This is a genomic window from uncultured Halovibrio sp., from assembly GCF_913056445.1.
Taxonomy (GTDB): Bacteria; Pseudomonadota; Gammaproteobacteria; order Pseudomonadales; family Oleiphilaceae; genus Halospina; species Halospina utahensis_B.
Genome location: NZ_CAJXMA010000083.1, coordinates 1 through 12171, shown reverse-complemented (window position 1 = coordinate 12171; position 12171 = coordinate 1). Strand labels below are relative to the sequence as shown.

Sequence of the window (12171 nt, the reverse complement as noted above, 5' to 3'; positions counted from 1 at the left end):
GCGCAAGTACGGCGAACCCCCCTCCGAGGCGATGGTGGAATCCGCCATGCGCCATATCGAGATCCTCGACCGGTATGATTTCAAGGACTTCAAGGTCAGCCTCAAGGCCTCCGATGTGATCATGGCGGTCCAGGCCTATCGACTTATCGCGGATAAGATCGAGCAGCCCCTGCATCTGGGGATTACCGAGGCTGGCGGCCTGCGTTCCGGCGCTGTGAAATCGTCTGTGGGTCTGGGGATGCTGCTGGCGGAAGGGATCGGTGATACCATCCGCATCTCGCTGGCGGCGGACCCGGTAGAGGAGATCAAGGTTGGCTTTGATATCCTCAAGAGTCTGCGCCTGCGCACGCGCGGGATCAACTTCATCGCCTGCCCGAGTTGCTCGCGCCAGAACTTTGATGTGATCGGCACCATGAATGAGCTGGAATCCCGTCTGGAGGATGTGAACACCTCCATGGATGTGGCCGTGATTGGCTGCATCGTGAACGGGCCAGGTGAGGCAAAGGAAGCGGACATCGGCATCACCGGCGGTACTCCCCAGCACCTGATGTACCAGGACGGGGACAAGGATCGCAAGATCGACAAGGCCTCCCTGGTGGATGACCTCGAGCGCGAGATCCGTGAGCGGGCGGCGCGCAAGAAGGCGGAAGAAGACGCCATCATCGCCAAGGGCTGATCGCGGGCGGGCAACCACGCGACCGAACAGGGGAGAACCTTGGCCAGAATACAGGCAATTCGTGGAATGAATGACATACTGCCGGACCAGTCACCGGTCTGGCAGTATGTGGAGCGCACTCTGGGTGATGTGCTCAGCGCCTATGGGTATCGCGAGATCCGGATGCCCATCGTGGAGAAAACCGAGCTGTTCAGCCGGTCCATCGGCGAGGTGACCGACATCGTCGAAAAGGAGATGTACACCTTTGAGGACCGCAATGGCGACAGCCTGACCCTGAGACCAGAGGGGACCGCCGGCTGTGTCCGGGCAGCGGAGCAGCACGGTCTGCTGTTCAACCAGCAGCAGCGCCTCTGGTACACCGGCCCCATGTTCCGCCACGAGCGGCCCCAGAAGGGACGTTACCGCCAGTTCCACCAGATCGGCGTGGAAGCCTTCGGGATGGAAGGGCCGGATATTGACGCCGAGCTGCTTCTGATGACCGCCCGCATCTGGCGGGCACTGGGCCTGGCGGGTCAGGTGCGCCTGGAGATCAACTCCCTGGGCACCGCTGAGGACCGGCAGCGCTACCGCGAGGCGCTCACCGCCTATCTTGAGGGCCATCGTGATCGACTGGACGAGGACAGCCAGCGGCGTCTCGCCGAAAACCCGTTACGGATTCTCGACTCGAAAGTGGCTGAAACCCAGCGCATCCTCGAGGATGCCCCGGTATTGGCCGACTATATCGGGGAAGAAAGCCGCGAGCATTTCCGGGTGCTGTGTGAGCGTCTGGATGCAGCCGGCCTTGCCTACAGCGTGAATTCCGGCCTGGTCCGGGGGCTGGACTACTATGGTAAAACCGTGTTCGAGTGGGTCACCGACGCGCTGGGGGCCCAGGGCACGGTCTGTGCCGGGGGCCGGTACGATGGTCTGGTGGAGCAGCTCGGTGGGCGCTCGACTCCCGCGATCGGGTTTGCCATGGGAATGGAACGGCTGATCCTGCTGCTCGAGACCGAAGGGCTGATCCCGGAATGGGTCAACGGCAATGCGGATATCTATGTCATGGGCATGGATGACAGCCTCTCCGGCCAGGCATTCGGCCTTGCGGAGCGCCTGCGGGATGCACTGCCGGCGCATCGGGTGGTCAGCCACTGCGGTGGTGGCGGTTTCAAGAGCCGTATGAAGAAAGCCGACGCCTCCGGTGCACAGCTGGCCGTGATCCTGGGTGCGGATGAAGCCGCGGCCGGTGAGGTCAGCGTGAAGAACCTGGCAAACACCGAGCAGCAGCGGATTGCGCAGTCCGAGCTGGTAGCCGCCTGTCAGGCCCACCTCGGTGACAAAGCGAACGAACAGGGAGAATAAGAAAGTGGCCGAAGAAGACGAACAGTGGGAAGCGTTCAAGCGCTGGTGGAAGCAGAACGGTTCCAGCGTGCTGATGGGCATTGCCATCGTGGTTCTGGGTATAGCTGGCTGGCAGTACTGGGAGGCGCGTGAAGCCTCGGCCCGCGCGGAAGCCCGCCAGGGTTTTGACAGCGTGATCAGCACACTGCAGTCGGATAAGGAGACTGAGGAGCGGCTTTCCACCATGGAGTACGCTCTGGACAATCTTAAGGACAGCCAGCCGGACAGCCCCTATACGGTGTTCTCTGCCATGGTTGCGGCCAGCGTCTATATGGAGGAATCCCGCGCGGAGGACGCTGTTGAGGAACTGGAATGGGCGCTGGAGCAGGCAGGGGGTCAACCGCTGCCGCGGGTGATCCGTCTGCGCCTGGCCAGAGCTCAGCTGGCCAGCGGCGAGGCTGAGAGCGCGATCGCGACACTGGAAGGCCTTGAGGATGCCGGGGAATTCGCTCCCCTGTTCCATGAACTCAGAGGTGATGCTCACCATGCTGCGGGGAATGAGGACGCGGCGCGTGAGGCCTATCAGGCAGCGCGCGAGTCGCATGGTGAGGATGTGAATGATCGCCTGCTTGAAATCAAGCTCAGTGACCTTGCCGTAATGGAGGAGGGTTGATGCGGGCACCTGCCGCAGCGTGGCGCTGCCTGACGACCTGCATTCTGGCCGGCGCGGTGCTTGCCGGGTGCAGCAGTTCCGAACCCCGGGAACAGCCAGCTCCCGTCCCCGGGGTCAGTGGCGACGCTGAGATCCGCGAGATCTGGAGCCGGCGTGTCGGGGAGGGAATGGACGGCCAGTACCTTTTCCTGTCCCCCGGCATTCACGAGGAAACGGTCTACGCCGCCACCCAGAACGGCTACATAACGGCCTATAACGCCCGCAATGGCCGTCGTGACTGGTGGGAAAAGCTGGATGAGCGCCTTCTTGGCGGTGTGGGCGTGGACGCGGATCATCTCTATGTCGTGACCCGCAATGGTGAGCTGATCGCTCTCTCCCATGAAGGGAAGGAGCAGTGGCGCACCTCGCTGCCCAACGAAGCCCTGGTGCCGCCGCAGAGTAACGGGCGCTATGTGGTCGTGCAGACCATCGACGGCGAGCTTCTGGCGTTCAGCCAGTCGAATGGCAACCGGCGCTGGCAGTACGACAGCAACATGCCGGTGCTCAGCTTCCGCGGCAATGCCACGCCCTGGATCGATGGCAGCCGTGTCATCGCCGGCTTTGACAACGGTCGGGTGGTGGCGCTGGATGTGAACAGTGGCGCCGTCCAATGGGAGCAGAGACTGGCTCAGCCGGCAGGCAGAACCGAGCTGGAGCGGTTGGTGGACGTGGATTCCTCGCCCCATGTGGTTGACGATACGGTCTATGTGAGCGCCTATCAGGGCAGTGTTACGGCACTGGAGCTGCGCTCCGGCGAGGAACGCTGGAGCCGTGAGCTGTCCAGTCTGGAGGCGCCCGCCGTCACGGAGGAGCAGGTTGTGGCTGCCGGTGCCGACGGGGCCCTGGTGGGTTTTGAACGTGCTTCCCGCAGTGAACTCTGGCGCCACCGTGAGCTCGCCTGGCGTCAGCCGACGGCACCCGTGGCGCTCGGCAACCATGCCGTTGTCGGGGATTTCGAAGGCTATCTCTATGCGGTTGATGCCACCGACGGCACCATTGATAGCCGTGTTCTCGTGGACGACGAAGGCCTGCGTTCGGATCCCATCCGCTTCCGTGACCGTGTGATCGTGTTCGGTAACGGGGGCTGGCTGGCCTCCTACCACGTACGGGAAGGTGACCGCTGAAGTCCATGACGCCCGTAATCGCCGTTGTCGGCCGCCCCAATGTGGGCAAGTCCACGCTGTTCAACCAGCTTACACGCAGTCGGGATGCCCTGGTGGCCGACTTCTCGGGCCTGACCCGGGATCGCCAGTACGGCGAGGGCCGCCACCATGGGCACCGCTTCATCGCCATTGATACCGGTGGCCTTGCCGGTGACGACGAGGGCGTGGACCAGCTCATGGCGGACCAGGCCGAGGCGGCCATTGAGGAGGCCGACGAGGTCCTGCTGGTGGTCGATGGCCGTGCCGGGCTCACTCCCGGTGACGAGTACATCATCGACCGGCTCCGCCGGCAGGGCGTGGCGGCGCACCTGGTCGTCAACAAGACCGACGGCCAGGACGAGGATCAGGCGTCCGCGGAGTTCCACGGCCTTGGTTTTGATCCCCTCCACCGGATTTCCGCCGCCCATAACCGGGGCATCCGCCGTCTCCTGGACGATGTGCTTGGCGATGCCGAAGCCCTGGAAGAGGAGGCCGAAGAGACGGAAGAGGACGGGCGCATCCAGGTCGGGATCATCGGCCGGCCGAACGTGGGCAAGTCCACGCTGGTCAATCGCATCCTCGGCGAGGATCGGGTTGTGGTCTATGACGAACCCGGCACCACACGGGACAGCATCCGGGTCCCCTTCAGCCGCCGGGATCGCGACTACACCCTGATCGATACCGCTGGTGTGCGCCGCCGGCGCCAGGTCAAGGAGAAGGTCGAGAAGTTCTCGGTCGTGAAAACACTCCAGTCCATCGAGCAAGCCCATGTGGTGATCGCGATGATCGATGCCCGTGAAGGACTCGTGGACCAGGACATGCACCTGATCGGTTTTGCCCTGGATGCCGGTCGTGCCGTGGTGGTGGCGGTCAACAAGTGGGATGGCATGGATCCCGAGGACCGGCGCTGGCTGAAGGAGCACCTGAAGTGGCGGCTGGGTTTTCTGGACTACGCCCGGATGCACTTCATCTCGGCCCTGCACGGCACAGGTGTGGGGGATCTCTACGACTCCATCGATGCGGGCTACGACTCCGCCATGGCCAAGTGGTCCACCAATCATCTGACCCGCATTCTGCAGGATGCCGTTACCCAGCATCCGCCGCCCATTGTGCGGGGCCACCGCATCAAGCTGCGCTATGCCCACCAGGGTGGGTCCTGTCCGCCGCGGATCGTGGTCCACGGGACCCAGGCGGATGCCGTGCCCAGGGATTACCAGCGGTACCTGGAGAATACCTACCGTCGGGTTCTGAAGGTCGAGGCTACGCCCATCCGCTTTGAGTTCCGTGCGCCGGATAACCCCTTCGAGGGCCGCAAGAACACGCTCAACAAGCGCCAGAAGCAGAAGAAAGCGCGCCTGATGCAGCACGTCAAGAAGAACGAGAAGCAGAGCAAGCGCCGCAAGAAACGGGGCTGACGCGCTTCAGGCCAGCCCCTGATCCTCCACCTGTTTCGCCTGTATCGCCGTCAGTGCGATGGTGAAGACGATGTCCTCCACCATGGCTCCCCTTGAGAGATCGTTCACCGGCTTACGCAGGCCCTGCAGCATGGGGCCGATACTCACCACGTTGGCGCTGCGCTGTACCGCCTTGTAGGTGGTGTTGCCGGTGTTCAGGTCCGGGAATACGAAGACGGTGGCGCGGCCCGCCACTGGGCTGTCCGGGGCCTTGCTGCGGGCGACACTTTCAATAGCGGCGGCGTCGTACTGCAGTGGGCCGTCGATCAGCAGTTCCGGGCGGCGCTCGCTGGCGAGGGTGGTGGCCTGACGCACCTTCTCCACATCATCCCCGCTGCCGGAACTGCCCGTGCTGTAGCTGATCATGGCCACCCGGGGTGTGATCCCGAACGTTGTTGCGGAGTCGGCACTCTGGATGGCGATGTCCGCCAGCTCCTCAGCGTCGGGGTCCGGATTCACGGCACAGTCGCCGTAGACCCGCACCTGGTCGGGCAGGCACATGAAGAACACCGAGGAGACGATCCGCGCCGCCTGGTGGGTCTTGATCAGCTGCAGGGCAGGGCGGATGGTGTTGGCGGTTGTGTGCACCGCACCGGATACGAGCCCGTCCATCTCGTCCAGGGCCACCATCAGGGTGGCCAGCATCACGTTGTCCTCCAGCAGCGCGCGGGCCATGTCGGGCTTCATGCCCTTGTGCCGGCGCAGCTCGACCATGCTGTCCACATAGCTGTCACGGACCTCGTCCGGGTCGATGATGCGGATGCTGTCGGGCAGGGTGATGTCCCGGGAATGGGCCACTGAATGGATGTGGTCGGGCTTGCCCACCAGCACACATTCGGCAATGCCCTTTTCCTGGCAGCGCGCGGCGGCCTGCAGCGTTCTCGGTTCATCGCCCTCTGGCAGGATGATGCGCTTGCCGGCCTCGCGGGCACGACGGGTCAGAAGATAGCGGAACGCTGGTGGTGACAGACGGGGCTCACGGTCCACCGCCAACTGGTCGCGCAGCCACTCGGCATCGATGGCCTCGGCTGTTGTCTCCATGACCTTTTCAATGCGCTCGGTGTCATCCACGGGAACGGCAATACTCATGGATGCCAGACAGTGGGTGGTGTGATAGGTATCCATGGTGGAGGTCATGATCGGCAGGCCGGTTTCCAGCGCCGAACGGCAGAAAGTCAGGGTCTGGTCACTGGGCCTGAGTCCGCCCGTCAGGACCATTCCTGCCAGGGGAATGCCTGAGAGTGCCGCCAAAGCGGCCGCGACGATGATGTCTTCACGGTCACCGGGGGTGACCAGCAGCGTGCCCGGCCTGAGTGTGTTCACCATGTTGGGAATGGTGCGGGAAGCGATGCTGACGCGGCGCACCCGGCGCTGGTCCATGTCGCCACCGTGCAGGCGGGCGGCGTCTAGTTCCCGGGCTATGTCGCTGACCCGGGGTTCCACCAGTTGCGGGCGCCAGGGAATGGCACCAATGAGTCTCAGGTGGCCGTCCCGGAGTGGTGGGCATTCGCTGGCCCAGTCGGGCACCGGATCCGGTTCCGTGTCATCGGTGGCCAGCGGCAGTCTGTGACCGGTGGGCTCGCCCAGTCGGTTCAGGATGGCGCCAATCACCGGTGTCGATCCGGATTCAGAGAAGATGCGGCTGGTAAAGGTCAGGCGTTCGCCCAGTTCCCCGGGCCCACGTTCGCCCGGGGCGCTTACCAGGATCACCTGTGCGTCCAGGTTGCGGGCCATTTCCACATTCAGCCGCTGCGTGTAGCTCTCCTGGCTGTCCGGCACCAGCCCCTCAACGATCACTACGTCGCAGTCCTCGCAGGATTCGTGATAGCGGCTGACGATGTCCTCCATGAGTTCGCCGGAACGGCCCTGATTGATCCGTTCCTGAGCGTGACGCAGGGACACCGGCGTGGAGGGCTCAAGGTTGGTGCGGGCACGGATGAAATGGACGGAGGCGTCGGAATCCTCGCCCATGGCGCTCTGGGCTACCGGTTTGAAGAAGCCTACGCGCAGCCCCAGGCGGTCCAGTGACCGCACCAGGCCCAGGCATACGGAAGTGAGCCCGGAATGGAGGTCGGTCGGGGCAATGAACAGGTTCTGGGCCATCAGGCGCTCCTTTTCCCGGTGGTCAGGCGATGTGTGTCGAGGGCGATCATCTGTTCCTCGTCCGTGGGGATCACCAGTACCGGCGGCGTACCAGAAGCGTGGATGCCGGCGGCCTCAGCTGGCCCCGGGTGGCGATTGGATTCCCCATCCAGTGTCAGTCCGAAAATGCCGAGGTGTGCCAGTGTCCGTTGCCGCACCAGGGGGCTGTTTTCGCCGATGCCCCCGGTGAAGACCAGCGCGTCGAGCCGTTCCAGTGAGGCCATCATGGCACCGATGTAGCGTGCCAGCCGGAAGCAGAAAACGTTGACGGCCAGATCGGCCTGTTCATGGCCGTCTTCGGCTGCCTCTGTGAGGGTTCGCATGTCGTGGCTGACGCCGGAAAGTCCGAGCAGACCACTCTCACGGTTGAGCATGTCGTGTATGGCCTCGGCGCCGTAACCTCGACGCAGCAGGAAGTCGAACAGGCCGGGATCAACGTCGCCGCTGCGGGTTCCCATGACCAGACCCTCCAGGGGCGTCAGGCCCATGCTGGTGTCCACGCTCAGGCCATCCCGGACAGCGGTGACACTGCAGCCATTGCCCAGGTGGGCCGAGATTATGGACGTGCGCTCAGGCGGCTGCTCCAGCCAGCCCGCGGCCTGTTGCAGGATCCAGCGGTGGCTGGTGCCGTGGAAACCGTAGCGGCGCACCCCGTGATCCCGGTAGAGGGCCCTTGGCACGGCGTAATGATACGCCGCCTCCGGCAGTGACTGGTGGAAGGCGGTGTCGAACACAGCCACCTGGAGGCAGTCGGGATACAGGGCCTGCGTGGCGCGGATGCCGGCAAGGTTGGCCGGGTTGTGAAGTGGTGCGAGTGTGCTGCAGGCATCAATGGCCGCGGTGACCTGATCGTCGATCAATGCCGAATCCGTGAAGGCCTCGCCGCCATGCACCACACGGTGGCCCACAGCGTCCGGTTCCCGGGTGAGCAGGCCCTGTTCATTCAGGCGTCCCAGGCAGGCCTCCAGCGCCTCATGGTGGCCGCTGCCGGTGGCGAGGGACTCACTGGCGCTCTGTGGTGCCTTCTGGTTCAGGATTGGGTTGTCCGTTCCCAGCCGCTCCGCCAGGAAGGCGGCCAGGATGCGGTAGTCGGGCGCGGTTGCCAGTGTCAGTTTCAGAGACGAACTGCCGGCATTGATAATGAGCAGGTGCTGTTGATCCATGCCGGCATCCTAACCGTCCATGTGGTCGCTGCACCAGAGCAGGAACTCGCGCTCATTGAGCGGGTGGGTGAACAGGAAGCCCTGGGCGTAGTCGCAGCGTTCCGTACTGAGGAATTCCAGCTGGTCCTGGTATTCAACGCCTTCGGCGACCACCTTCAGCCCCAGGCTGTGGGCCATGTTGATGATGGCGCTCACCAGCGCGGTATCGTCGGAGTCACGGTTCAGGTCGCCCACGAAGGATTTGTCGATCTTGAGCGTATCGAAGGGGTAATTCTTGAGATAGCCCAGGGCAGAGTAACCGGTTCCGAAGTCATCCACCGACAGGCGCACCCCCATTTCGTCGAGGTCGCGGAGCACGCGGTCCGTTTCCAGGTTGTTGTCCAGGATCAGCCGCTCGGTGATCTCCAGTTCAAGATACTGGCCTTCCAGGCCGGTTTCCTGCAACGCGGCACTGACCGTTTCCACGAAATGCGGATCCCGGAACTGGCGGGGCGACACGTTCACCGCCATGATCACGGGGTCCCCCGTCTGCTTCTGCCAGCGGCTGACCGTCCGGCATGCCTCACGGATCACCCAGCGGCCGATGGTGATGATGAGCCCGGTTTCCTCGGCCAGCGGAATGAAACGGTCCGGGGGCACCATGCCGAGGGTGGGGTTATTCCAGCGCAACAGGGCCTCAGCGCCCATGATGCGGCTGTCCCCGAGCCGCAGTATGGGCTGGAAGCGCAGCTCGAATTCCTGCATTTCCAGTGCCCGCCGGAGCAGGCTCTCCGTCTGGAGTCGTTCCTGGGAGACTTCCTTCATCTCCGGCGCGAAGCGCTGGAAGGCGCTCTTGCCCCGGTTCTTGGCCTCGTACATCGCCGCATCCGCGTTCTGCAGCAGGTTGGTGCTGCTCTCCCCGTCACCGGGATAGATGGCGATACCAATGCTGGTACTTACAAACACTTCCTGACCGGCGATATGGAACGGTGGCACGAAGGTCTGGAGGATACGTTCAGCTACCTGTTCAGTGGCCCCGGGGGAGGCCAGGGTGGGCAGGATGATCAGGAACTCGTCGCCACCGAGACGGGCAACGGTGCTGGTGCCGCGCAGACAGGCGGCGATCCGGCGCGAGGCCTCAATGAGCATGTTGTCGCCGGCATCGTGGCCCATGGTGTCGTTGACGTGTTTGAAGTTGTCCAGGTCCAGGAACATGACGCCCACCATGGTCTGGTCACGCCGCGCCTGTGCCAGGGCCAGCTTGAGGCGGTCGAGCGCCAGCATCCGGTTGGGCAGGCCTGTGAGGATGTCGTAGTTGGCCTGGCGCAGGAGCTGCTGTTCGTAGCGTTTGCGGATGCTGATGTCCTCGCCGAGGATCAGGTAATGGGACGGGTGCTCGTCGGTATTGCGGATGGGGGTCACCACCACCTGTTCCCAGAAACGTTCGCCGTTGTCCCGCGTGCGCTGCATCTCGCCCTGCCAGACGCCTACCCGCTGGACCTGCAGACGGACGTTGTTCCACAGCTCACGGTTTTCCTCCTCACTGAGGGTATCCGCGGTGAGGAAGGCCGGATGGTGGTCGATAACCTCCTCCATACGCAGGCCGGTGAGCTGCAGGAACTTGTTGTTGGCGTATTCAATCTGCCAGGCGCGGTCGCAGATGATCACCGATGACGGGCTCTGTTCCAGGGCCAGGGAGAGCTTGCGGATTTCCGCCTCGTCCGCTTTCTGGCGCTCCAGGTCCTCGCGCATGCGTTCGCGCATGCTGTTGATGGCTTCGGTGACATGGTCAAGCTCATCCTGGCGCCGGGAGGGTCGGGAATGCCGGTCCAGTAACAGGGGTTCGTCCAGATTCTGCAGCGTGAAACGGCGAGCGTAGTTCGCCATGGTGGTGAGGTGGCGTGCCACAAAATAGTGGAAGATCCAAAGCAGGAGCAGTGACAGGAAAAAGGTGCGCAGCGACTGGGTGGCAAGGATGACACGAACGTTGCGCCTGAGGTTCGCCCAGGCCCCTTTGAGGCTGGCGGTGACGGTCACATGCCCGAGGTTTTCGCCGTCATGATCGAGCTCGAATTCGTGGGTCGCCGTGCTGTTGTTCTCCGGAAGGCTCCCTGCGCGGATGACACCGTCAGGTTCCATTTCAACCTTTGCATGGGCAATGTCCGGCAGGCTGGTAATGCCTTCCAGCTGCACCTTGATCAGTTCCTGGTCGATGGCCCAGGCACTGCTCGCAAGGCTGTTGCGATAGCCTGTTTCGATTACGCTGAGACGCTGTTCGATGCTGGCGACATCCGAGCGATAGCTGACCCAGATCTGTACCGCCGCGGCAACCAGCGTGAAAATCGAGCTGCACAGCACGATCAGCCCCAACAGTCGCAGAGAGAGGGGCGAACGGATAATGGGACTCCGGGACCAGGACAGGGGATTATGCATGGGGCGGCGGCTCGACTCCGGTTTGGTCGGGGTTGGGTTGCCGGACGTTAATACTATAGCAGTAAGGGCATGGGTCGTCGCCTGAGCCGGTGTGGCTGCGGACGGTGTGACTGAGAAGGGAGTAACAAAAAGGAGGGAAAAAATGGCGTCCCGTAGGGGACTCGAACCCCTGTTACTGCCGTGAAAGGGCAGTGTCCTAACCACTAGACGAACGGGACGTGACGCCAATGCGTTACAGGATGCGCACTTTAGGGAAGCCAGCGCGGGCTGTCAACCGTTATCTGAGTCGGATTGGGTAGCCGGGCCCCGGAGGCAGGCCTTGAAGGTTGTTCCGATCCCGCGTAGTACCGTTGCCGCATCCGTCTCCCGGTAGCGCTGGAACAGGGCCTCCGCGACCGGCCTGTGGCGGGGTGACAGCTGTTCGCGCACCTCCTCCAGCGCTCCACCGGCGAAGGCGGCCAGGGCGATTTCATAACGGATCTTGTTCTCACCGGCACAGCGGTAGAACAGGTCTTCCCGTGTTCCGGGCTCGGGCGCCCCGCGTGCCTCATGCACCTGGCGGGCGCAGCGGGCAAAGCGGGCATGGATGTTGGAGTAGGTGCCGGCCGGGCCGCCCTCATCCAGGGCCCTGTGCAGCCGATCTATACGCCGGGCACCGGCATCGCTCAGCCCGGGCAGGGTATCCCTCAGAATGGAAGGGGACAGGCCCTGCTCCATGAGCTGCACGGAGGTGATGTACTGGCTTGCGATCAGGCCGCAGGCCTGATAGCTGGCTCCGTCGAAGGCCGTTCCGCTGTTTGCGCGCTCCGCGGTGGCCGGCAGGGCGAGGGCGACCAGCAGCCCCACCAGTATGAGCCGGCCCGCACGGGTCATCCCACGGCCTCGGTCAGCGCCTGTTCCACACTGGGATACTGGAACACGAACCCGGATTCCAGCAGCCGCGCCGGCCGTGCTTTCTGGCCAGTAAGCAACAGGCGCGCCATCTCCCCGAGTGCCAGCCTGAGCGCCACCGGTGGTACCGGAAGGCAGGCGGGGCGATTCAGGACCTGTGCCAGCGCCCGGGTGAACTCGGCATTGGTTACGGGTTCCGGCGCGGTCAGGTTGAAGGCGCCACTGAGCTCGGGCGAATCAAGCAGGTGGATCAGCCCCTAGA

The 12171-nt window shown here is 63.6% G+C and carries 10 protein-coding genes and 1 tRNA gene; 5 read left to right on the top strand and 6 right to left on the bottom strand.

Translation table 11 applies throughout. From position 1 onward, the window contains the following. From QZ501_RS12905 to der, 5 genes are all read left to right on the top strand, one after another. Nucleotides 1-676 (top strand): flavodoxin-dependent (E)-4-hydroxy-3-methylbut-2-enyl-diphosphate synthase (locus tag QZ501_RS12905; protein ID WP_295720030.1); only part of this gene is annotated, 676 nt, incomplete at its 5' end. Nucleotides 677-715: 39 nt separating this feature from the next. Continuing rightward, nucleotides 716-2014, top strand: a complete 1299-nt coding sequence (gene hisS / locus QZ501_RS12900; protein WP_295720028.1) for a histidine--tRNA ligase — start codon at nt 716-718, stop codon at nt 2012-2014. Nucleotides 2015-2018: 4 nt separating this feature from the next. Beyond that, nucleotides 2019-2666, top strand: a complete 648-nt coding sequence (locus QZ501_RS12895) for a tetratricopeptide repeat protein (protein ID WP_295720025.1) — start codon at nt 2019-2021, stop codon at nt 2664-2666. Continuing rightward, nucleotides 2666-3829 carry an outer membrane protein assembly factor BamB gene (gene bamB, locus QZ501_RS12890; protein ID WP_295720023.1) on the top strand — a complete coding sequence of 388 codons (1164 nt, stop codon included), beginning with the start codon at nt 2666-2668 and terminating at the stop codon, nt 3827-3829. Before QZ501_RS12895 ends, bamB begins: the two co-directional genes overlap by 1 nt. 5 nt (nt 3830-3834) lie before the next feature. Then, nucleotides 3835-5262 (top strand): ribosome biogenesis GTPase Der, encoded by a 1428-nt coding sequence (gene der, locus QZ501_RS12885; protein WP_295720020.1) that lies wholly within the window; start codon nt 3835-3837, stop codon nt 5260-5262. Nucleotides 5263-5268: 6 nt separating this feature from the next. Here the strand turns inward: der and pta are convergent, their stop codons facing one another. The 6 genes from pta to QZ501_RS12855 form a co-directional block, all read right to left on the bottom strand. Next, nucleotides 5269-7404, bottom strand: a complete 2136-nt coding sequence (gene pta / locus QZ501_RS12880) for a phosphate acetyltransferase (protein WP_295720017.1) — start codon at nt 7402-7404, stop codon at nt 5269-5271. Next, nucleotides 7404-8606 (bottom strand): acetate kinase, encoded by a 1203-nt coding sequence (locus QZ501_RS12875; RefSeq protein WP_295720015.1) that lies wholly within the window; start codon nt 8604-8606, stop codon nt 7404-7406. Before QZ501_RS12875 ends, pta begins: the two co-directional genes overlap by 1 nt. Nucleotides 8607-8615: 9 nt before the next feature. Then, nucleotides 8616-11018, bottom strand: a complete 2403-nt coding sequence (locus QZ501_RS12870) for an EAL domain-containing protein (RefSeq protein WP_295720013.1) — start codon at nt 11016-11018, stop codon at nt 8616-8618. 143 nt (nt 11019-11161) lie between these two features. Beyond that, a tRNA-Glu gene (locus QZ501_RS12865) sits at nt 11162-11236 on the bottom strand. A 52-nt stretch (nt 11237-11288) separates the two neighbouring features. Next, nucleotides 11289-11891, bottom strand: a complete 603-nt coding sequence (locus tag QZ501_RS12860) for a hypothetical protein (protein ID WP_295720010.1) — start codon at nt 11889-11891, stop codon at nt 11289-11291. Further along, nucleotides 11888-12028: a DUF1731 domain-containing protein gene (locus tag QZ501_RS12855; RefSeq protein WP_295720007.1), complete on the bottom strand. Its 141-nt coding sequence runs from the start codon at nt 12026-12028 to the stop codon at nt 11888-11890. The genes QZ501_RS12860 and QZ501_RS12855 overlap by 4 nt, the downstream gene beginning before the upstream one ends. Nucleotides 12029-12171: the final 143 nt, after the last annotated feature.

What these genes read in the sequence shown, in the direction of transcription:
- bamB (WP_295720023.1), top strand. Translation starts at nt 2,666, where the DNA reads ATGCGGGCACCTGCCGCAGCGTGGCGCTGCCTGACGACCTGCATTCTG.
- der (WP_295720020.1), top strand. Translation starts at nt 3,835, where the DNA reads ATGACGCCCGTAATCGCCGTTGTCGGCCGCCCCAATGTGGGCAAGTCC.
- pta (WP_295720017.1), bottom strand. Translation starts at nt 7,404, where the DNA reads ATGGCCCAGAACCTGTTCATTGCCCCGACCGACCTCCATTCCGGGCTC.
- QZ501_RS12875 (WP_295720015.1), bottom strand. Translation starts at nt 8,606, where the DNA reads ATGGATCAACAGCACCTGCTCATTATCAATGCCGGCAGTTCGTCTCTG.
- QZ501_RS12870 (WP_295720013.1), bottom strand. Translation starts at nt 11,018, where the DNA reads ATGCATAATCCCCTGTCCTGGTCCCGGAGTCCCATTATCCGTTCGCCC.
- QZ501_RS12860 (WP_295720010.1), bottom strand. Translation starts at nt 11,891, where the DNA reads ATGACCCGTGCGGGCCGGCTCATACTGGTGGGGCTGCTGGTCGCCCTC.